18 protein-coding genes are annotated in these 22,468 nt (G+C 56.6%); 16 read left to right on the forward strand and 2 right to left on the reverse strand.

All coding sequences use genetic code 11. The annotated features are described in order from the left end of the window. Positions 1–312: 312 nt before the first annotated feature. The 14 genes from yiaA to lysA all read left to right on the forward strand — a co-directional run bounded on the left by yiaA (position 313) and on the right by lysA (position 16,141). Positions 313–750, forward strand: coding sequence for an inner membrane protein YiaA (yiaA, locus tag EU557_RS01595; protein ID WP_135528669.1), 438 nt, complete (start codon positions 313–315; stop codon positions 748–750). Between the two features lie 78 nt (positions 751–828). Further along, positions 829–1,380, forward strand: a complete 552-nt coding sequence (locus tag EU557_RS01600) for a sugar O-acetyltransferase (protein WP_135528670.1) — start codon at positions 829–831, stop codon at positions 1,378–1,380. 116 nt (positions 1,381–1,496) lie between these two features. Continuing rightward, positions 1,497–2,504: a biotin synthase BioB gene (bioB, locus tag EU557_RS01605; RefSeq protein WP_135528671.1), complete on the forward strand. Its 1,008-nt coding sequence runs from the start codon at positions 1,497–1,499 to the stop codon at positions 2,502–2,504. Positions 2,505–2,665: 161 nt separating this feature from the next. Then, positions 2,666–3,817, forward strand: a complete 1,152-nt coding sequence (locus tag EU557_RS01610) for an aminotransferase class I/II-fold pyridoxal phosphate-dependent enzyme (RefSeq protein WP_135528672.1) — start codon at positions 2,666–2,668, stop codon at positions 3,815–3,817. A gap of 46 nt (positions 3,818–3,863) precedes the next feature. Beyond that, on the forward strand, positions 3,864–4,358 hold the full coding sequence (locus tag EU557_RS01615) for a DinB family protein (RefSeq protein WP_135528673.1): 495 nt from the start codon (positions 3,864–3,866) through the stop codon (positions 4,356–4,358). 164 nt (positions 4,359–4,522) lie between these two features. Then, a complete protein-coding gene (gene bioD, locus EU557_RS01620) occupies positions 4,523–5,155 on the forward strand; it encodes a dethiobiotin synthase (protein ID WP_135528674.1) in 633 nt (210 codons plus the stop codon). 1,199 nt (positions 5,156–6,354) lie between these two features. Continuing rightward, positions 6,355–7,959, forward strand: coding sequence for a T9SS type B sorting domain-containing protein (locus tag EU557_RS25370; RefSeq protein ID WP_167855050.1), 1,605 nt, complete (start codon positions 6,355–6,357; stop codon positions 7,957–7,959). Positions 7,960–8,055: 96 nt separating this feature from the next. Beyond that, positions 8,056–9,384, forward strand: a complete 1,329-nt coding sequence (bioA, locus tag EU557_RS01630; protein ID WP_135528676.1) for an adenosylmethionine--8-amino-7-oxononanoate transaminase — start codon at positions 8,056–8,058, stop codon at positions 9,382–9,384. Next, positions 9,377–10,594 (forward strand): beta-ketoacyl synthase N-terminal-like domain-containing protein, encoded by a 1,218-nt coding sequence (locus tag EU557_RS01635; RefSeq protein ID WP_135528677.1) that lies wholly within the window; start codon positions 9,377–9,379, stop codon positions 10,592–10,594. The genes bioA and EU557_RS01635 overlap by 8 nt, the downstream gene beginning before the upstream one ends. Before the next feature lie 168 nt (positions 10,595–10,762). Further along, on the forward strand, positions 10,763–12,121 hold the full coding sequence (locus EU557_RS01640) for a M28 family peptidase (protein WP_135528678.1): 1,359 nt from the start codon (positions 10,763–10,765) through the stop codon (positions 12,119–12,121). Positions 12,122–12,240: 119 nt separating this feature from the next. Then, positions 12,241–12,657, forward strand: coding sequence for a DUF5958 family protein (locus EU557_RS01645; RefSeq protein ID WP_135528679.1), 417 nt, complete (start codon positions 12,241–12,243; stop codon positions 12,655–12,657). A gap of 73 nt (positions 12,658–12,730) precedes the next feature. Beyond that, positions 12,731–13,240 carry a hypothetical protein gene (locus tag EU557_RS01650; RefSeq protein ID WP_135528680.1) on the forward strand — a complete coding sequence of 170 codons (510 nt, stop codon included), beginning with the start codon at positions 12,731–12,733 and terminating at the stop codon, positions 13,238–13,240. A gap of 420 nt (positions 13,241–13,660) precedes the next feature. Then, positions 13,661–14,986 (forward strand): aspartate kinase, encoded by a 1,326-nt coding sequence (locus EU557_RS01655; protein ID WP_135528681.1) that lies wholly within the window; start codon positions 13,661–13,663, stop codon positions 14,984–14,986. Between the two features lie 12 nt (positions 14,987–14,998). Beyond that, entirely contained in the window at positions 14,999–16,141 is a 1,143-nt protein-coding gene (gene lysA / locus EU557_RS01660) for a diaminopimelate decarboxylase (protein WP_135528682.1), read from the forward strand. A 215-nt stretch (positions 16,142–16,356) separates the two neighbouring features. Here the strand turns inward: lysA and EU557_RS01665 are convergent, their stop codons facing one another. Continuing rightward, the gene (locus EU557_RS01665) at positions 16,357–18,009 is read right to left on the reverse strand and encodes an ArnT family glycosyltransferase (RefSeq protein ID WP_135528683.1); all 1,653 of its coding nucleotides are present in this window, start codon (positions 18,007–18,009) and stop codon (positions 16,357–16,359) included. 427 nt (positions 18,010–18,436) lie between these two features. Between EU557_RS01665 and EU557_RS01670 the strand changes: the two genes are divergently transcribed. Both EU557_RS01670 and EU557_RS01675 read left to right on the forward strand, forming a co-directional pair. Continuing rightward, on the forward strand, positions 18,437–19,954 hold the full coding sequence (locus EU557_RS01670; RefSeq protein WP_135528684.1) for an SDR family oxidoreductase: 1,518 nt from the start codon (positions 18,437–18,439) through the stop codon (positions 19,952–19,954). 358 nt (positions 19,955–20,312) lie between these two features. Continuing rightward, entirely contained in the window at positions 20,313–20,777 is a 465-nt protein-coding gene (locus tag EU557_RS01675; RefSeq protein ID WP_135528685.1) for a hypothetical protein, read from the forward strand. Positions 20,778–20,840: 63 nt separating this feature from the next. Here the strand turns inward: EU557_RS01675 and EU557_RS01680 are convergent, their stop codons facing one another. Beyond that, positions 20,841–22,379, reverse strand: a complete 1,539-nt coding sequence (locus EU557_RS01680; RefSeq protein ID WP_135528686.1) for an aldehyde dehydrogenase family protein — start codon at positions 22,377–22,379, stop codon at positions 20,841–20,843. Positions 22,380–22,468: the final 89 nt, after the last annotated feature.

The raw sequence follows: 22,468 nt of genomic DNA on the forward strand, positions 1-22,468 counted from the left end.
TTTTTGCACTAACCACGTTTTAAATATTCTTAATGTTTGGCACACCGCGAGAAGCAATAAATGCTTTTATAGTCTATTTACGCATATTTTCAATCCTGTTCAGCATTGCATTTTGTTCAACTAGTAGAGCATCAGTAGTAGAAGTAAAAAGTCTGACATTTACAGTTTCTGACTTTCGCTTGCCATCAAAACCCGGCATCCTTGCATCATCCAAACCGGGACACACTTTCCTAGGCCAGTAACATGTGGGGCTGGGGGCAACAGAGAGGTACTCTGCCGCCATAGTGCACTTCCCCGCGTTTGGAACACCTGATGCGGAAAACATCCAATGCCTTCGTTGCAGCTTCTTGGTTTGCTTTGCTGACCGGTATGGTGGCCTACATCGTAGGCCTGTGGAATGCCTCTATGCTTCTCAATGAGAAGGGGTACTACTTTGCCATATTGCTCTATGGCCTGTTTAGCGCGGTTTCGTTGCAAAAGAGCGTGCGCGACCAACTGGAAGGCGTACCCGTAACGGGCATTTATTACGGCTTGTGCTGGTTTGCCACGCTGTCGGCAGTGCTGCTGCTGGCGGTAGGCCTCTGGAATGCGAATCTGTTGCTGAGCGAGAAAGGCTTCTACGCCATGTCGTTTATGCTAGGCCTGTTTGGGGCCATTGCCGTGCAGAAAAACACGCGCGACAACCGTAGCACCGAGCCCAGCAATCCAGCAGTTACGCAGGACGTGCGGGTCTCCAGCATGGCTGATTAAGCCTGCTCAGCACCACCCACCACGACTCCTAATGCTATCTTGCCGCCACGGGTACACTAAAGGTCCTGTTTGCTGCTGATGAACTTAAGCGAGAAGGAGAAAATGCTGGCGGGTGAGCTGTATCAAGCCAACGACGCTCAGTTGGTAGCCGAACGCCTACGTGCCAAGGAGTTGTGCCACCGCTATAACCAGGAGCCGGTGCACCTGAATAAGCAGGTACTAGCCGAATTGCTGGGCTATGAAACGGATGCCCACTTAGAAGCCCCGTTGCGCTGCGACTACGGCTACAACATTCGCCTAGGCCGCAATGTGTACGCTAACTATAACTTCACCATCCTCGACTGCGCCCCCATCTCCATTGGCGACAACGTGTTCATTGCTCCCAACGTGCTGCTTACCACGGCCGGGCACCCCGTAGAGGTTGGCCCCCGCGTTGCCGGTTGGGAATTTGCCAAGCCCATTACGATTGGCGATAATGTGTGGCTGGGCGCGGGTGTGCTGGTAATGCCTGGCGTGAGCATTGGGGCGGGCACCACCATTGGGGCCGGCAGCGTAGTTACGCGCGATATTCCGGCGGGCGTGGTAGCCGTGGGTAACCCGTGCCGCGTGATTCGGCAGGTAGAGGCTTAGCGAAAACCCGCTTCTCATGTATCTTGCAGCCCGCGGCGGAGCTTTGGCTACCAGCGGACGGTTGTTTTCAGCCGCCACCCTAACCAAAAACCCAGAAACGACTTCCTCCCCACCCCATGATTCGCACCGACTGGACCCTCGACGAAGTAAAAGCTATCTATAACCTGCCCGTACTGGAGCTGGTGACCAAAGCGGCAGCCATTCATGCCGAAACCCAGGCTACCGGCGAAGTACAAGTGTGCACCCTGCTGAGCGTAAAAACCGGTGGTTGCCCTGAGGACTGCGCCTATTGCCCCCAAGCCGCCCGCTACCACACCGGCGTGCAAGCCCACAAGCTTCTCCCCGATGCCGAAGTACTGGCCTCAGCTCAGCGCGCCAAAGACTCGGGTAGCACCCGCTTCTGCATGGGCGCTGCCTGGCGCGAAATCCGCGACAACAAAGACTTCGACCGCGTGCTCGGCATGGTAGAGCAAGTGAACGGGCTAGGCCTTGAAGTGTGCTGCACCCTGGGCATGCTGAATGAGTACCAGGCTGAGCGCCTCAAGCAGGCCGGCCTCTACGCCTACAACCACAACCTCGACACCAGCGCCGAGCACTACTCCGAAATCATCACTACCCGCACCTACGACGACCGCCTGAACACGCTGGAGCACGTGCGCAAAGCCGGCATCTCGGTGTGCTCGGGTGGCATTATTGGCCTGGGCGAAACCGATGAGGACCGCATTGCCATGCTGCACACCCTGGCTACCCTGCCCGCCCACCCCGAGAGCGTGCCTGTAAACGCCCTGGTACCCGTAGAAGGCACCCCCCTGGCCGACCAGCCTCGCGTGAGCGTATGGGAGATGCTGCGCATGATTGGTACCGCCCGCATTCTCATGCCCCACACGATGGTACGCCTCTCGGCCGGCCGCCAAGAAATGCCCGTAACGGAGCAGGCCCTGTGCTTCCTGGCCGGCGCCAACTCCATCTTCTCCGGCGAGAAGCTCCTGACCACCCCGAACCCCGATTTCGACGCGGACAAGCAGATGTTTGCTCTACTCGGCCTCACCCCCCGCAAGTCGTTTAAAGACGTGCCGGAAGGTGCTATGGTGTTGGGTAAGGAAGCCGCAACAGTAGTAGCTTAGTGTATTGTTAAAACCAGTTCCCCTCCTCGGATGAAGAGGGGCTAGAGGTGGTTGAAAAACTAGAGGTAGAAACTAACACTAGTTGTCGCTCTAGGCCAGTCTACCACCCCTAGCCCTTCTCATGCGAGGAGGGGAACTGGTTTTAGCCTAGTTCCTTCTCTATGCCCTCTTCCTCCCTACTTCATCAGCGCTTGGCCCAACAGCTAGCCAAACGTGCTGCTGACGGTACCCGGCGCAAACTCACCCTTCCGGCGGTTGGCCTAGTCGATTTCAGCTCCAACGATTACCTGGGCTTAAGTCGGCACCCCGCCGTGCAAGAGGCCTTGCAACAAGCTACTGCCGAAGCGGCCGGCAGCACTGGCTCCCGCTTGCTCACCGGAAACTCAGCAGCGGCCGAAGCACTGGAAGCTCACCTGGCTTCTTTTCATCTCGCTGAGGCGGCCTTGCTGTTTAATTCGGGCTACGCCGCCAATCTGGGCTTCTTCAGCGCCGTGCCGCGCCGCGGCGACACCATTCTGTACGATGAGGCCTCGCACGCTTCCGTGAAAGATGGCATCCGTGGCTCCTTTGCCACCGCCTGGAGCTTCCGGCATAACGATGTGCTGGACTTGGAACGCAAACTGGACCGAGCTACGGGCGCCGTATTTGTGGCAGTAGAAAGCCTGTATTCCATGGACGGCGACATGGCTCCACTGCAGAAGCTAGCGGCAGTGTGCCAAGCTCGTGAGGCCTATTTGGTAGTGGATGAAGCCCATACCAACGGCCTCTATGGCCCCCAGGGAGAGGGCTTAGTTGTTAGTCTAGGCCTAGCAGAATCCGTTTTTGCCCGCATCCTGACGTTTGGCAAAGCCCTCGGCAGCCAGGGGGCCGCCATTGCCGGCTCCGCACTTTTGCGCGACTACCTGCTGAACTTCAGTCGGCCATTTATTTATACTACGGCCTTGCCCCCTCTCACCGTGACTGGCCTAGCAGCCGCCTATGCGTTGCTGCCTGACCTTACGGCAGAACGACAGCAGCTTTTCGCCCTCTCCGATTACTTGAAGGCTCGGCTCAATGCCGTACCTGGCCTACGGGTGCCGCCGGAAAGCCACGTTATTCATCCGGTGTTCTTCACCCAAAACTCCGGCCCCGGCCAGGTGCGCCAGGTAGCCGCCGCTGCCCAAGCCGCCGGCTTCGACGTGCGCGCCATCGTGTCGCCGACGGTGCCGGTGGGTACGGAGCGTCTGCGGCTGATAGTGCACAGCTACAATACCGAGGAGCAGATTGATGCATTGGAAAATATCTTGCGGCTAGCCACTGTAGTATCAAGCTGAGCATCTGTCGTGCTACTCTATCTCCGGCAATTACCTCATTGAGCCTATGACCTTATCAGCCTCAATTGCACAACACCTTCGGGCAGTTTTCTTTGGTGGCAACTGGACGTCAGTGAACCTGAAGGATAGTGTGGCGGACCTGGACTGGCAGCAGGCCACCACTCAATTGTATTCTTTGAATACAATTGCGGGCCTAGTCTACCACATTGGCTACTACGTTGATGCCATAGCGGGCGTGTTGCGCGGAGGTACTCTAGCGGCCAAAGACAAGTACAGCTTCGATGCACCAGCTATTACTTCACAGGCAGACTGGCATCATTTGCTGGAAAAGGTCTGGCATGACGCTGAACACTTAGCAGCTCTGGTAGAGCAACTACCGGATAGCCAGCTCCAACAACTCTTTGTGCAGCCGAAGTATGGCACATACCACCGGAATTTGCACGGCCTTATTGAACACACGCACTATCACTTGGGCCAGATCGTCCTGCTCAGAAAGCTCCTAAACCTTCCATCTGCCGACAACTCAAGGGCGACGATCTAACCTGCTGCACCCCGCCTGTTCTAGGCCCTGAATGAAATGTTTAAGTTAGCGTGAGTAGAAAGTTTGTCCGTTCATCGACGCTTAGACCTGTTTTACCAGCTAACCCTCTGCCCTAGTCTAACCGTTTTACAACGGCTCCTACTGCTTCTTTACCATTCCCCCTTTTGGAACGACTTTTCATTACCGGCATCGGCACCGACGTAGGCAAAACCTTCGTATCGGCCATTCTTACTGAAGCCTTACAAGCCGATTACTGGAAACCCGTGCAAGCTGGACTAGAGCCCAGCACTGATGCCGGCACCGTGCGCAGTTTAGTGCAGAACCCAATCAGCCACTTTTTTCCGGAACGCTACCGGCTGCTGATGCCGGCCTCTCCCCACGCGGCGGCAGCGGCAGAAGGTATTACCATTCAGCTCCAGGATTTTGCGCTTCCTGCTACGCAAAACCACTTGCTGGTAGAAGGTGCGGGTGGCCTACTGGTGCCACTGGCACCCGGCTTGTTGATAGCCGATTTGGTCAAGCACCTTGAGCTAGCGGTTGTGGTAGTATCACGCAACTACCTGGGCAGCATCAACCATACCTTGCTCACCCTCGAAGCCCTGCAAGCTCGGGGCATACGGGTGCGCGGCCTAGTATTTAATGGAGAGCCCAACCCAGCTACTGAGGAGTTTATCAGCCAGCATACCGGCGTGCCGCTCATGCCGCGGGTGCGGCAGGAAGCGGCCATAACGGCGGAAGTGGTAGGCCAGTACGCGCAGGAGTTTCGGGAGTGGTTCGGGCAAGCACCGCTGACGTAACTCGCAATATTTTAGCAGCGGTATTCTTACTATAACCAGAGATATTTGTGGAGAATTACTCCTCAATTATCTCTGGTTTCTTTATGAAATTACTATTTACACTATTATTAACGCTCTGCGCTACTATAGCTCTAGCTCAGCAAGAAAGCGCAATATGGTACCTGGGTAATGGCGTTAAGCTTGATTTCACAGCTTCGCCCCCAGCTGTTTCTGGCACTGGGGGATTAGGCAATAGCCCTCAGGCCACCTATGCTACCGCCCAAGGCAAGCTTGTACTTTATGCTAACACCCAAGGCATATTCAATGGCAGCGGACAATTACTGCGAGATGGCGCTTGGAATTCGTTTCCGGCTTATGCTTGGCATGATATAATAATTGTTCCCAAACCAGGTAGCTCAAGCATATATTACATTTTTTATGTAGGCTATCCGCCTAATGCTGCTCTTTCCCTGTGTCTGGCTACAGTAGATATGGCCGCCGACCAGGGCAAAGGTGCTGTACTGGAGAAAGACCGCATTTTACGCGCAGGGGGCGAAAATATTCTGGCTTCTTCTCAGTGTGCTGACGGATCGTACTGGGTGGTAGGCCAAGTAGATAATTACGAGGATGACCTCTTATCCTACCGAATTACAGCAGCGGGTATTTCTGAACCAGTTGTTTCTAAGCCTGTATCTAGTCGTGGAAGTTGGGCTTATAAATTTTCGCCACGAGGAGATAAAATGGCCTTTAGCTACGATGAATTCCATATTGGTAATAACGTCATACTTAAAACCTGTATAGTCGACTTTGATCAAACTACCGGGCGAATTTCAAACCCCATCCATTTAAATGAGGTGGACGTAGTAGATACGGAGTTCTCAGCCGATGGCAAGAAGCTATATATAGCCCATCCCAACTCCCTAATTCAGTATGACTTAAACAGTTATAACCTGTCGTCAATCCTAAACTCACGACAAGTAATACCTACCGCCTCAACTCGATTTTTAGCTTTGCAACTAGCTTTAAATGAGCAGATCTATGTATTGCAGCGTAATACAGATCCGCTTCCGATAAATTCACCCATAGGGCAACCAATTGGTAGTGCTATAATGGGTACTATACGGTTTCCGGAAAGAGCGGGGCTAGCCTGTGAATTTGAGCAAAACGCCCTTTTTTTAACGGCAAATCCTTTTCCTAAACTGCCTATTTTCCCTACTAATTTGCTGTACAGCCCTCCTGTGAGGCCTGATGCGGGACCCGACCAGCGCGTATGTGGTAGCCAAACAGTGCAACTTGGAGGTAAAAGCCAGCCTGCCTACACGTACACCTGGTCGCCCGCTACCTTCCTAGATAATCCGAATTCACCAAATCCCACGTTCCGCTATACCGGAAGCACCTTAACTGGCCCTACGGAATTTACCTATACGGTCGCGCTGAATGATGGCACCTGCACGCGCAAGGATAACGTAACTATTACAGTGGCACCCGGAATAGAGGCTCCAACCATCCGGGGTAGCCGTTCGGTTTGCCCGGGTGTGACAGCAGTAGACTACCAAGTGCCCCCCGTACCAAACGCAACGTACCGCTGGACGGTAGTAGGGGGCCAAGTGGTGAGCGGACAGGGGACTGCAGCTATCAAAATAAATTGGGGAGCTTCCCGGCCCGATGCCACGGTAACCCTGACAGCGCAAAACCAATTCGGTTGCAGCAGTACTGCTAGTACGTTTTCAGTGCGTATCAATCCAGTTCTGAAGACCGAAACGCCCAACGGGCCTCCTACTGTTTGTTTGAATCAGAAGGACGGAGTAGCCTACGAAGTAATTAACACCAATGGCTCCATCTACACGTGGGCAGCGCAGGGTGGCACAATCAAGCAGGGCCAAGGCACCAATCGAGTAATTGTAGATTGGAGTGGCCTAGGCCAGCACAGTATCTGGATTCGGGAGAAGAGCACTACCGTTGACACCGTGTGCTACGGCGCTTCTGACACGCTCCGCGTGAACGTGTTCCGTGACCCAACCACCATTAGCCTCACTGCCGTTAGTGTTGGTCCCTCCTCTGATAATGAGGCTACTGTAAGCTGGTCGCTGAGCCAGCCGCTAGCCAGTACCCAGCGCATAACAGTCTTGCGCCGCACTGCTGGCGCCAGCGCTTGGCAGGAAGTGGCGCAGGTGCCGGCCACCCCTGCCTCGTACACCGACAAAGGTGTTGCGGCCGATGACTACAATTACGAATACCAGCTCCGCACCCGTAACAACTGCGACGAACCGCTGGAGACTACCCTGCACCGCACCATTCGCTTGGCTGGCGTAGCGCGCCCCATTGATGACAAGCTTGACTTAGCCTGGAACGCCTACACAGGTTGGCCTGCTGCAGATACACGCTATGAACTCTGGCGCAAAGTAGACAAAGAAGAGGCCTACACTTTGCTTCGGCCGCTCGGGTCTGGCAACTTTTCGCTAACTGATCTGGATGCATTGGTGGGCTTCGAGCACCACTATAAAATCAAGGCGTCCTCCACCACTAGCGGGCTAGTGGTGTGGTCGAATGAGCTAGACCTAACGTTCGAGCACCCACTGGTTATCTCTAACATTTTCACGCCTAACGGCGACCATCACAATGACACATTTCGGATACCGAAGCTTGAGCTTTACCCTGAAAACGAGCTCACCGTCTTCAATCGATATGGCAAACAGGTGTTCCACCAGAAAAACTACACTGGCAACTGGTCCGGCTCCGATTTGACGAATGGCGTTTACTATTACCAGCTGTTTTTGAAGCGGTTGAACACCTACCACAAGGGGTGGGTGCAGATAGCTAAGTAAGCAGGAAGAGGCCTGGAGCAGCACGCGCGCACGGGTGCTAGGCCACCTGCCGCCGCTTCGTGCGTTACCTTTGCGGCCCTAGCCTGTTTACCACCCATGCCTACCTCTTCCCTCGCCCGACGGGACCACGCCGTACTGTGGCACCCCTACACCCAAATGCAAACCGCCCCGCTGCCCGTGCCCATTGTGCGCGGCGAAGGCAGCTGGCTCATCGCCGAAGATGGCACCCGCTACCTCGACGGCATTTCCTCGTGGTGGGTAAACCTGCACGGCCACGCCAACGCCCACATTGCGAAGCGCGTGAGCGAGCAGCTGCATACCCTGGAGCACGTACTGTTTGCCGGTTTCACCCACCCAGCCGCTATAGAGCTAGCCGAGCAGCTGCTGGAAATTCTACCTGCTAACCAGGCCCGCGTTTTCTACTCCGATAACGGCTCTACGGCCGTGGAAGTGGCCCTGAAAATGGTGCTGCAGTACTTCCACAACCTGAGCCAGCCGGAGCGCCGCACGTTCATCTGCTTCCGCAACTCCTACCACGGCGACACCTTCGGGGCCATGGCCGTGAGCAGCCGCGGAGCCTTCACCCAGCCGTTTTGGCCCCTGTTGTTTCAGGTAGAGTTCATTGACGTGCCCATACCCGGCCGCGAGGCGGAAGTGCTAGGCCAGCTAGACGTGCTCCTCACTCGCCCCGACGTGGCCGGCTTTATCTTCGAGCCCCTGATGCTGGGCACGGCGGGCATGGTCACCTATTCGCCCGAGGTGCTGGACGAGATGATCCGGCGCTGCCACCAACATGGCGTGCTCTGCATTGCTGATGAGGTAATGACTGGTTTTGGGCGCCTAGGCCACCTGTTTGCCTGCGACTACCTCACGGAACAGCCCGACATCATGTGCTTCTCCAAGGGCCTGACCGGCGGCACTATGGCTATGGGACTCACTACCTGCGCGGCCCCTATTTATGACGCGTTCCTGAGCAGTGAGCTGATGAAGGCCCTCTTCCACGGCCACTCCTACACCGCCAACCCCGTGGCTTGCGCCGCTGCCCTGGCCAGCTTGGAGCTTACCCGCGCCCCCGAGTGCACCGAACAGCGCGCCCGCATAGCAGCGGCCCACACCGCTTTCCGGCAGGAGATTGAAGGTCAGCCGGGCATCCGGGAGGTGCGCCACCTGGGCACGGTGCTGGCCGTAGAGTACGACCCTGGCGAGGATACCAGCTATTTCAGCCGCCTCCGCGACGGGTTTTACCAACTCTCTCTGGAGCACCATGTGGTACTGCGCCCCCTAGGCAACGTGGTATACCTGCTCCCGCCCTACTGCACCACCGATGAGGAGTTGGGCCTGCTCTATACCGTGCTGCGCGCCATGCGCGAGTTGGTGCTCAACTTCGCCCCTGCCTCTTCTCTGCCCGAATACCTGCATGACTAATTCAATTTCGCCCCAGGAGCTTATCGTCATCCGGGGGCGCGGGCGAGTGTCGGCGCTAGGCCAGTCACTGGCTGCTATTGGCACCGCTTCTCCCTTCACCACCCGCCAGCTAGGCCAGTACAGCCTGCCGGTTGCTGCCTTACCCGCCGTAGCCGAAGAAGCGCTGCAGGAGCTCCGCCGCAGCTCGCCGTCGTATCGTCAGCTCGACCGCACCGTGCTGCTAGGTTTGCTCGCCGCCCGGCAGGCTACTGCTGCCGCTGGCTGGACTTCTCCTGGCGAAACTTCACCAACTAACAATCAACTAGCTGTCAGCATGGGCAGTAGCCGGGGCGCTACGGGCCGGCTGGAGGAGTTTCACACTGAGTTCCTACGGGAAGGCTCGGTGCCAGTGGCTGCCTCGCCCCTTACCACTCTGGGCAATGTGGCTAGCTGGGTGGCCTACGATGCGGGCAGCACCGGCGGCGCGAACCTGAGCCACTCCAGCACCTGCAGCAGCGCCTTTCAAGCCCTGGGTAATGCCACGGCGTGGCTGCGGGCAGGCATGGCTACACGGTTTTTAGCCGGTGGCACCGAGGCTCCCCTCACTGATTTTACACTGGCCCAGATGCAGGCTATCGGCATCTACTCCCCCTTTGCCGCCGCAGACTTTCCCTGTCGGCCGGGGGCGGGTAAGCCGTCTACGTTCGTGTTGGGCGAGGGTGCCGCAGTGTTTGCCCTCGAGAAGGTATCGGCTGCCAGCCTAACCAAGCCGGATCATGAGCCAGTAGCAGTGCTGGAAGGCGTAGGATTTGGATTCGAAGCCATTGGCAGCAAAACTGGGCTTTCTGCTGATGGTCAGCATTTTCAGCTAGCCATGCGCAATGCTCTAGGCCAGTCGGGCCGTGAGCTGGTAGACATAGACGCGGTAGTGCTGCACAGCCCCGGCACCCCAGCCGGCGACGCGGCAGAGCGGGCGGCTTTACGGGTGGTGTTTGGGGATGAGTTGCCGCTACTGCTCTCCAACAAGTGGCTGATTGGTCACACGCTGGGAGCTTCCGCCGCGCTCAGCCTCGACTTTGCGCTGCATGTGTTGGAAACCCAGCACTGGCCTACGCCCCCGTTCCCCACCGACTTAGCCCCGGCGCAGAGTGCTAGGCCACTCCGCCGCATCTTGGTGAATGCTGCCGGGTTTGGCGGCAACGCGGCCAGCGCAATCGTTTCGTTGCAGTAGCGGCATTGCCATTTTGCACAGTTGTGGTGCAGTTATTTAGCAGATTATTGAAAGAAATACGATAAAACAGTGCGTATTTACATCGTTAACTGTTTTCACACCTGTGGTGTCCGCAACGGTTATCGCTTGTCTGCGTCTGTACACCGTTTCAACTTCCTTCGTTTCTGCATGCGTCGTTTTACTCCGCTCCTGTTCACGCTAGGCCTCTCGGCTTCGGCTTTCGCCCAAAACCAACCAAGCACTACCCCTGATCCTCTCATCACCAAAATGGTGCAGGATGTGTCGGAGAAGAACCTGCGCGCCGATATTGATAAGCTGGTGAGCTTCGGCACGCGCCACACCTTGTCCGATACCAAGAGCAAAAAGCGTGGCATTGGCGCCTCCCGCAACTGGGTGGAAGACGAGTTTAAAAAGTACAGCAAAGCCAGCGGGGGCCGCCTAAAAGTGGCGCAAGATACCTTCACCATTAAGCCCGACGGCCGCCGCATCAACCGGCCCGTGGTGATGGCCAACGTAATGGCCACCCTCCCCGGCACCGACCCCTCCGATAAGCGCGTGTTCATCGTGAGCGGCCACATCGACTCGCGGGTGTCCGACGTAATGAATGCCACCGCCGATGCCCCCGGCGCCAACGATGACGGCTCCGGCACGGTGGCCGTAATGGAGCTGGCCCGCGTGATGTCGCAGCAGCAGTACCCCGCCACCATCATCTTCGTGGCCGTGCAGGGCGAAGAGCAGGGTCTCTATGGCTCTACCCACCTAGCCAAGCGTGCCAAGGCGGAAGGCTGGAACCTAGTAGCCATGCTCAACAACGACATCATGGGCAACTCCTCGGGCCACGACCCCGAGATGAAGGACGACACCCACCTGCGCGTGTTCAGTGAGGGCGTACCGGCCACCGAAACCGCCGACGAAGCCCGCATACGTCGCACACTTTCCTCCGAAAACGACTCCCCTTCTCGCCAGTTGGCCCGCTACACCCGCTTGGCCTGCAAACAGTACGTGCCCAACCACGAGGTAGTGCTGGAATACCGCCCCGACCGCTTCCTGCGCGGCGGCGACCATACACCCTTCAACCAGCAGGGCTTTTCCGCAGTGCGCTTCTCCGAAATGAACGAGGACTTCCGCCACCAGCACCAGGATTTGCGCACCGAAAATGGCACCGAGTACGGCGACTATGCCAAGTTCATGGACTTTGCCTACCTGCGTAAAAACACCGGTGTAAACCTGGCTACCTTGGCCAGCCTAGCCCTGGCCCCCGCCGCCCCTGAGAATGTAGGCGTACTCACCGCCGAGCTCACGAACCGCACCCAGCTTAAGTGGGAGGCTCCTAAAGCCGGTGAGAAGCCTGCGGGCTACTACGTGCTCATGCGCGAAACCAGCGCCCCTGAGTGGCAGCAGAAGTTCTACGTGACCGATACCAAAGCCGACCTGCCTCATAGCAAGGACAACTTCATCTTCGGAGTGGTATCGGTAGATGCAGAAGGCCATGAGAGCCTACCCGTGATACCAAAGCCGGTACGCTAGCCAGTTATATTATCGAAGCCATCCTGAGCAACACGTTGATAATAAGACGAGTTATTTAGGATGGTTTTTTTTGCCCTATTTCATGATGGAATACCGTTCTACTATTGCCTCTGAACCTTATGAACTCGCTTACCCCTAACGCCATTATAAATTATACTGTACAGCAGCAGCTTTCTACCACTTGGGCCCACCAATGGTTTATAGGTCTATCAGTTGAAGAGCAGAAAAGCACTCTAGTGCTGTTGGATCTCTTTGTGCAGCAAAGCCATCCTACTCCCACTATGGTGCACATGGCCCTAGCAGCTCAACCATCCACACCATTTACCACTCCACTAGCCCTGCTAAAAGCACATCCTCTTAAGGTAGCCCTTACTAAAATACTTACTTTACCCACTCCTGAATACCCAAATGCTTTCAAAGCGCTGCTAGCTGTATTCAGTATTGCAGACACTTACCGTCGTACTTATTTGTGCCAAGGTCAATGCACGCATGATTGGCACAATCTTCCTCCTTTGCTGCCTCAGACGGTTCAGTAGAATACTATTAGCAGAAACTGTACTTTTTCGGTACTATTGGTGAGTTCCTACTCTCCTCCTGCTCGCGTCCTACATGAAGAAGTCTACTCTAGTATTAGCTTTTGCTTTATTCGCAAGCGCTCCGGCTGTCTTAGCCCAATCGGCTTATAAAGTACCCGTAGGCTACACGCTGCAGCGGCCAGAAGATTACGCTGACTATAACAAAGAGGTAGTAGCCACCGTCGACTGGTTGGAGAAAACACCTAGCAACAAGGAAACCGAGAAGCGTAGGGAGGCGACTCGCTTTCTGTTTCAGTGGGTTAGTGGTACGCCCGATGCCTCGGTGCAGCTACAGAAATACGTGGCCGACCTCACGGCCCAGGAGCCGGACTTACTGCTCCTGTTTATGGGTGGCTGGGCCCGGTATCAAATTCAACACCCCGAAGTAAAAGACCCAGTGATATTGAATACCGAAGGCATAAAAACAGTGCTTAAGGGCTACCAGACCGGCGGCACTAAACGCAACAAGCAGCTTGACTCTCTACTGGAGCTGAACGCCAAAGGCACTCTGGCCGACTGGGTTAAAAAGCAGCTGGCAAGCTAGACCATTCGCCACTGAATAGAAATTTTCTGATAGAGGCGCTGGAATTTTTAACATTATCTCCTTACTTGCGGCCGCAAAACCACAGACTGTGTCTGTGGCCACCTTACACTTTTCTTGCTGATGTCAGCTGCTACCTTTTCATCTTGTACCTCACTGCCGCGGGTTGTTGCTCGTGTGGCAGGAGTACGTATGATGATGGGGAAAAAGTGTAAGCAGGTAGCTGGCCTAAACGCCGGCCTGCTGATGGTCAAGAAATCGAAGAAACGCAACCCGATCTGACCGTCGCACCTGTTCGTCGTACCCGAATAAGAATGCAAGCGCCGGTCCTCCCAGGATCGGCGCTTTTTTTCGCCCCACACTACAACTGCCGCAACCTGCGGCTTCCATTTACGCCTCTTCATCTCCAGTTTTTCACCGTTTATGAAAGTTCTAAAGTTTGGCGGCACGTCCGTCGGGTCAGCGCAGCGGATGCGCGAGGTAGCCGAGCTGATTCACGCGCCCCATTTGCAGCGCCGTATTGTGGTACTGTCGGCCATGTCGGGCACTACTAACGCCCTAGTGGAAATAGCTGGTCTGCTGCACACTGGTAACGTGGCGGGCGCCACCGCCAACGTGGAGGCCTTACGTCAGCGCTACCACGCCGTAGCGGAGGAGCTGCTGCCCGATGCCGCCGTTGCCGCCGAAGCCATTGAGCACCTCGACCAGCGCTTCCAGGCTATTCTTGACCTGACGTCTGCGCCCTTCTCGGCGAATGGAGAGCGGGTGATTCTGGCTCAGGGCGAGCTACTGAGCACCCTGCTCGTGCATCGGTACGTTACGCGCATCCTGGGCCGTCCCGCTGTGCTACTGCCAGCTCTGGACTTTATGCGCCTCGATGCCGATGATGAGCCGGATGCTGCTTACATCCGGGAGCACTTAGCCGCTACCCTGGCCCCGTACGCCGCTGAGCAGTTGTTTATTACGCAGGGCTATATCTGCCGCAGTGCTCAGGGCCAAATTGATAACCTCAAGCGCGGTGGCTCCGACTACTCCGCTTCCCTGATTGGGGCCGCTGCCGATGCGGAGGAAATTCAGATCTGGACCGACATTGACGGCCTGCACAACAACGACCCCCGCGTGGTGCAGGGCACGTATCCCATCCGGGAGCTGTCGTTTGATGAAGCGGCGGAGCTGGCCTACTTCGGCGCGAAGATTCTGCACCCCAGCTCGGTGCTGCCCGCCCGTCAGCACGGCATTCCGGTGCGGCTGCTGAACACCATGCAGCCCGATGCGCCCGGCACGCTGATTTCGGCTAAAACTGGAGCCGAAGCCATCAAGGCCGTAGCCGCGAAGGATGGCATTACGGCCATCAACGTGAAGTCGAGCCGGATGCTGCTGGCCCACGGCTTCCTGCGCACCATCTTCGAGGTATTTGAGCGGTACCGCACCTCCATCGACATGATTACGACCTCGGAGGTAGCCGTGTCGCTGACTATTGACGATGCCTCACGCCTGCCCATGATCTTGGATGAGCTACAGCGCTTTGCCAATGTGGAGGTAGATGAGAACCAGACCATCATTTGTTTGGTTGGCAACCTGGAGCAGGATGCCCACGGCGCCGCTAATCAGGCGTTTGCAGCCCTCAAGGACATTGCCGTGCGCATGATCAGCTATGGCGGTTCGCCCAATAACATCAGCATTCTGGTCCACAACAACGACAAAACCCGCGCCCTGCAGGCGCTAAATGCCGGTCTTTTCCAGCGGTAATCTTTCATTCCGATGTCTTTTCAACTTCCGGCGGATTTCCGCTCCCAGCCGACGCCTTTTTACTACTACGACCTCGCCCTGCTAGACCAAACGCTGGCTGCACTGACGGCGGCAGCACGGCCGGGCAACTTCCAGGTGCATTATGCGCTTAAGGCCAACTCTAACCTGCCCATTTTGCAGCGCATTCAGCAGGCCGGGCTAGGCGCCGACTGCGTGAGCGGCGGCGAAGTGCAGCGCGCCTTGGAGGCCGGCTTTGCCCCCGACCACGTGGTATTTGCGGGGGTGGGTAAGTCTGATGCCGAAATCAACCGGGCACTGGCCGCCGATATCTTCTGCTTCAATGCCGAATCGGTGCCGGAGCTGCAGGTGCTGAACGAACTGGCGGGAGCCCAGGGACGGAAGGCGCGGGTGGCGCTGCGCATCAACCCTAACGTAGATGCCCACACCCACGCTTACATCACCACTGGCCTAGAAGCCAACAAGTTCGGCATCAGCCTGTCTGACCTGGCGGGCGTGGTGGAAGGGCTGGACAGCCTTCCGAACGTGGAGCTGATTGGCCTGCACGCGCACATTGGTTCTCAGATTACGGAGCTGCACGTGTTTGCCAACCTCAGCCGTAAGCTCAATGAGTTGCAAACCTGGCTCGAAGACCGCGGCCATCAACTGCCCCACCTCAACGTGGGCGGTGGCCTAGGCATCGACTACCAGCACCCCGACACCAACCCAATTCCGGACTTCGGGGCGTATTTCGGTATGTTTGAGCAGCACTTGGTGCGCCGCCCGGGCCAGCAGGTACACGTGGAGCTGGGCCGCGCCGTAGTGGCGCAAGCTGGCACACTCGTCAGCCGCGTGCTCTACGTGAAGGAAAGCCAGCAGACGCGCTTTGCCATTCTGGACGCGGGCATGACCGAGCTAATTCGGCCGGCTCTCTACGGCAGCCACCACCACATCGAAAATATCAGCAGCCAGCTCCCGGCCCTGGCCTACGACGTAGTTGGTCCCATCTGCGAGTCGTCGGACACATTCGCCAAAGCTGTGCAGCTCGCTGAGACCCGCCGCGGCGACCTAGTAGCTATTCGCTCCGCTGGGGCGTACGGCGAGGTTATGTCTTCTAGCTATAACCTCCGGGAAAAAGCCGAAGCGTTGTACCGCTAATGCGGTGACTGAGTGGTGTGGCCTAGGCCTATCATGGCGAGAATGTAGGAGGCAACCACTGACTGATCTTCTCTCTACTCAAAAGCCCTTACATCCTGCGTGGAAGTAAGGGCTTTTCGCATCCATAAAGTTTAGCGAATCGAAGCGGTAAAATGCTTGGCTCAATTCAGTGTGCAAGTAGCCCTAGGCCACTTCACTCCTTTATCGCATCACCGCTACCACATTACGGTCCACTTGCCGAGCTTTTCCTGCTGCTTGAAATAGCGCAACATCCACTGGCGCTCGGGCTTTATTTCGCCTTTAACGAGCATGACCGGCTGCTGCAGAAGCATACTGCCTAGCAAAGGCTCCTGCTTAGGGTCGTCGAGGTAGAGCAGATAGCGGTGCCACGTATCGTTGGGCTCAAACTGGGTTTCTCGGTTAAGGGCAGAGTTACCATCATTGAGCGAAACGGGCAACTGGCCTAGCTCGAATGCCAAAGACGGTAGCAGTTCATTATAAACCAGCACGCGCCGGTTCTCAAGGTGCTTGTCGCGGATAAACTGGGCCAGGGGGCGGCTACCATTAAAGGCTAACTCGTTTTGCTGCATAATGGGCTTAGCAGTGAGCAGCAGCGTAGCTGTAAACAACACAGTGGCCACCAGCAAGCGCGGCGCAATGCGCACCTGATTCCAGAGCGTGAGCAGCAGCACCATCACCACTACCCCTGCCGCCGGGTACGCGGCCGTATAGGGCCGCACTTCTATACCTAGTGGGAAGACCGCACTGAAAACGGGTAACATGCAGAGCAGGCCTAGCAATAAGCCATAGAAAGCCAAGATGCTGACGTACCAGCGGTGCAGGGCAGCCTCGGTACAACGGCCCAAGTAGTACACCGTAAGCAGCACCACCCCAGGGAAAACGGGCAACACGTAGAGCAGCAGCTTCGATTTAGAGAGCGAGAAGAACACCAGCGGCACTAGCACCCAGAAGATGAGCACATTGCGCCATTGCCGCGGCACCGAGTTCCAGGGCGTTTGGATGGCCCGCACGATGAGCGCCACCGCCCAAGGCAAACTGGTAGCCGGGGCCAGCACTAGGTAGAACCACCACGGCTTGGCCCGGTTGAACGTGGCCGCATTGGCAAAGCGCTCCACGGTGTGCTCATACAGGAAGTAGCGTATGAAGGCCGGATCTTCAGCAATCAGGTACAAATACCAGCTCAACCCCACCAATAAGAACAGCAAAAAGCCCAACCAGTGGTGCACCGTAAGTGGCCGTTTGGGTTGTCCCTGCTTCACGTAGAAGCCAAGCATCGCCATCAGGGGCAGCACAAACCCAACAGGACCTTTGGTAAGAAAGGCCAGGCCTAGGCCTATCCAGAAGAGGTATAGCCACCGCACGCCCCCATCGTGGTAGTAGCGCAAAATACCGTACGCGGCGGCCAGCTCTAAGGTAGCCAAGTAAGCGTCGGTGGTGACGTTGAGCGCCGAAATCAGCACCACGGGTAGGGTGCCGTAGATGATTGCCGCGGCCAGAGCCCGTGCCCGGTCCTGCTGAAACAGCAAGAGGCCTAGGCCATACATGAGCACCACCTGCAGCAGCACAGCCAGCACCGGCAGCAGACGTACGCCCAGCGTGTTCTCGCCAAACAGGCCTAGCCCAGCCGCCGTGAGCCAGTAGGTGAGCGGAGGCTTATGAAAATGCTGAATACCCAGCAGGCGCGGGTGCAGCCAGTCTTGCCCGGTGAGCATCTCGCGGCCAATTTCCGAGTAGCGGGCTTCACTACTCTCCAGCGGCCCCCACGCACCTAGCTGAAGCAAAAAGGCGGCTCCCAGCACCAGCAGAAATAGCCAGAGCCAGCGGCGGGAGGTCATCGGAAAGGGCATACTGAAAGTCGTTGGCAGGTAAATAGAAACGGCGGCGAAGTTAGCCAGAAAGCGCTAGGCCACTAGATAGCGAATACAGTTGCTGATCGAAGCGTTAGGCGTGCTGACGCCAACACGATGTAGAGACAAATAGTTGGAGCCTCCTCGTTGAACCGAAGGTCGGCGGAGCCAACAATAACGCTTGAATAACTGGCCTAGGGCCGACGTGTTGTAAACAACCTCAGTAACAATTGAAACGCGAAGGGTTGCATATCTACATCGAACAATGTCAGCAAACAGGATGCGTCTACTTCGCTCAGCATGACAGGCTGCTGTCTGGTACTTGTACTCAGATTCCCTGCGTTGCTCGGAATGACAGTTCTTTTTCTTCAGCATAACTAACCCGCCGTATAGCAGTTACACAACTACACCAATCTCATCCGTTGCCATGAAGATTCTGCTTACTGGGGCCAACGGCTACATTGGCCAGCGCCTATTGCCTTTGCTGGTAGAAGTTGGTCACGAGGTGGTGTGCTTAGTGCGCGACCCGCGCCGCTTTGAGCTACCAGAGCGCCTACTTGCTCGAATTACCATTGCGAAAGGCGATTTGCTCCAACCCGAGAGCCTACAGGGCTTGCCCTTAGACATTGAGGTGGCCTACTACCTGGTGCACTCCATGAGCGGGCACGACAAAAACTTCTTTGAGTCAGAGCAGCGTTCGGCCCAGAACTTCACCGACTATATCAACCGCACCACGGCCCGCCAGGTTATCTACCTCTCGGGTATTGCCAACGATGCTTCCCTGAGCACCCACCTCCGCTCCCGTCGCTCCGTGGAGCGGGTGCTGGATGAGGCCGAGCACGCAGCGCTTACGGTGTTGCGGGCTAGTATCATCATCGGGTCAGGGTCGGCATCGTTTGAGATTATCCGGGATTTGGTGGAGAAACTGCCGGTGATGGTGACGCCCCGCTGGCTAAACTCCCGCTGCCAGCCCATTGGCATCCGCGACGTGATGTTCTACCTCACCAGCGTGCTCGACAACCCTGCCTGCCTTGGCCGCTCCTTCGACATCGGCGGGCTCGACGTGCTCACGTACCGCGAAATGCTGCTGCAACTAGCCAAGGCGCGCGGCTATCGGCGCTACATCGTTACGGTGCCGGTGCTCACGCCGCGGCTGTCCTCTTGGTGGTTGTACCTGGTTACGAGCACCACATTTTCGCTGGCGCAAAGCCTCGTAGAAAGCTTGCGGAATGATACCGTAGTGGAGCCTAAGCGCAGTATTGAAGAGGTACTGCCGCACGAGTGCATGGGCTACCAGGATGCCGTGAAGCTAGCTTTTCAGCGCATTGACCAGAATGAAGTAGTCAGTAGCTGGAGCGACGCCCTAAGTAGCGGCGTGATGCCTCGCAACTACATGGACCACATTCAGATTCCGCAGCATGGCCTGCTCCAAGACCGCCAGACCCTCCGCTTCACCCGCGACCCGAAGGAAGTGCTCCAAAACGTCTGGAGCATTGGCGGCGACCGGGGTTGGTACAAGGTTGACTGGCTATGGCGGGTGCGCGGCTTCCTCGATAAGCTGGTGGGCGGCGTAGGCCTGCGCCGGGGCCGCCGCTCCCCCACCAAACTACGCGCCGGCGACCCACTTGACTTCTGGCGCGTGCTGGTAGCCGACAAGGCCGCCCGCCGCTTGCTCCTCTACGCCGAAATGAAACTCCCCGGCGAAGCCTGGCTGCAGTTCCGTATTCTCGACAATGAAGACGGCTCCCACACCTTAGAACAGCTCGCCGCTTTCCGCCCCGAGGGCTTGGCGGGCCGCATGTACTGGTACTCATTAGTGCCCTTTCACTTCGTCATCTTCAAGGGCATGATTGAGAACATTGTGCAGTATGAGGCTGAGCAAGCTGAGACGGGAGGGCTGCATCAACTCGAAACTCAGCCGCACACTCGGCCAGCATCTTCGTAAGGCAATCCTGTATTAGCAGGCACCAGCCAACCGAAAGTCCTTTATCACAGATATTAATAGACTACTAAACAAACACTTGCCATAAATAATCACTCATAACAAAGTCTAATATTGAAGAGTATTAGTTGGCGCTGCTCCATAGACCACTCCTATCTTCAGGTCGTTATTCATCTCCTTCCACTCCTTATCATAGGGCTTCTTAGCCCTAGCTTATCCTTCCTATTTTTACCAGACTTATATGGCCGCCTTTCGTTACCTCCAGAGGTGCGGGAGCGGCCATTTTTACTGCAGTTCTGGTGCGTTTACTTATTTGCAGAGACTGAAGACTTTACTTATAAATTATTAAGCCTGCGGTTTTATGCGCTCAGAATACGACTATGCGGACTACAGTCAAAAGAAGCAAACGTCCAAATGGTTGTGGCTTCTGGTAGTAGTGGTAGGTCTGTATTTTATGTACTGGGCGGTGAAGTCCTGTTACGAGGAATCGGTAATTTGTCGGGGCCAAGGCTGCTTGATTGTGTGGATTGAAACAGCCTTTGTTTTTGGACTGGCCTACTTGCTGCTGATGCCCACTTACGCTTGGATAGCCGCTGGTCGACCGGGCTGGGTGGGGATATTGGCAGCGGGCGGGGTTGCGCTCAGCTTTGGCCTGCTGTATTTCCATACCAGCCATTTTGAGGAGGGCACTTCGACGTGGAGCAACCTCAGTTTCTGGCATCAGCGAGAATCAGCCGCTATTCCTTCTCACTTACTGCTCAGCATTGGCATTACTGGTCTGCTGCTCTTTTTTCGCGCCGCCTTTTATTGGTTTCGCCGCCGGTAAATAAAAACAGCGCGAACCTTTTGGCTCGCGCTGTCTTATAAGTGTTGCTTTGGCTTTACTGGCCTACGGATTCTCCGGCAGCAGCGTGGCGTCTTCGAAGTTGCCGAGGATAGGCTTGGTGCCTTCTGTTACGGCTTCCACTAGCAACGCACCGCCCACGAAAGCACCTTTCCAGGACTCGCCTAGGCCACCAAACACTTCTTCCCGGTCGCCGCGGGAGCGCAGCTTGTTGAGGCCTACTTTGAAGGCACGCACTTCCTTGGCCGTGCGGGCGGCCCATTTCTGGTCATCAGAAGCTACTGCTGCTACTAGGGCACCGTTGGAGATGTTCATCTCCCCTACCAGTTCCTCCACTCGGTCAACGAGCACGATGGAGTCGATGGGGCCGAAAGGCTCTTTGAAGTACAGCTCGCTCTGGCGGGGCAGGTTTACCAGGGCACGGGGGGCGCGGTAGGCACTCATGTCCTGGCCGGGCAAGAACAGGCTCTCGTCCAGCTTGCCCTCGAAAATGGGCGTGGCACCGGTTTTCAGCGCGTTGTCGTAGAGGCGGTCCAGGTCCTCGGCTTGGTTCTTATTGATAACGGGACCAAAGGCCAGGTCGGGCAGCTTATCATCGGCATTATCGACAAGCGTGGGGTTGCCCACTTTCAGGCCTTTGATGGTGTTCCAGTAGGTTTCTACAAACTGCGGGAACAGGCGGCGCTCCACGACAAAGCGCACGTAGGCGGTGCAGCGCTGCTTGCCGTAGTCGTAGCCTTTCTTGAGTTGCTCGGCGAGGCCGTCCCAGTCGGAGTAGTTCCAGATGCCGTAGGTGTTCACGCCTTCCATTTCCAGCATGTAGCGCTTGTGCTCCTGGCTCAGAGCGTCGGCAATGTTGCGGCCGTTGTAGCGCCCGCCCACAAACGAAAGGCAGTCGACGGCTTCATGCTTCACCAGCACGTCGCTGAGCTCTCCGCCCGAGCCACTGACCAGAGTCACGGGCAGACCGCAGCGGCGGGCAATGGCGAAGGCCAGGCTCAGGGAAATGAAGCCTCCATCGGTAGGCGTTTTGGCGATAACCGAGTTGCCGGCCAGCGCCTGCACCAGCACGGCGTGCAGCAGCACCGACATGGGGTAGTTCCAGGAGGCAATGTTGCTCACCAGGCCCAGGGGCTTGCGCGAGTCCAGCATGCCTTCAATGTTGTCCATGTACCACTGCACGCCATCAATGGCGCGGTCGATGTCGGTGAAACCCAACTTGTAGGTCTTGCCAATTTCCCAGATCAGCAGCTTACCAATCAGGTCTACCTGGTCGCGGAGTTGGTTGAGGCAGTCCTGCACGCGGCGCTTGCGCTCATCGAGGTCGGTAGCAGCCCAGGCAGCGGCTTCCTGCTTGGCTGAAAGTACGGCGCGCAGAGCGGTAGCATGATCGAGCATGGGCAGGGAGCCAAGCTCCGAGCCATCAACGGGGGAGGTAAATTGCCGAGGCTTGCCGGGCTCCTGCCAGCGCCCCTCGAGCAGATTCAGAAACTGCCCATCAGCAGTAAACACTTCCGGGGTAACGGACTTCATCTGGTTCAGCAACCCGCCGAACTCTACTTGGGGCGATATGATCTTTGGCATGACGAGGAGAGGAGCAGCCGCGAAAGAGCTGATTGGTTTAGCGTGCTCCCTAAAGCAGATTAGAAAGGATTTGTTTGCGAAACAGGACT

Origin of the sequence: Hymenobacter wooponensis (assembly GCF_004745865.1) — a bacterium.
GTDB classification, from domain to species: Bacteria; Bacteroidota; Bacteroidia; order Cytophagales; family Hymenobacteraceae; genus Hymenobacter; species Hymenobacter wooponensis.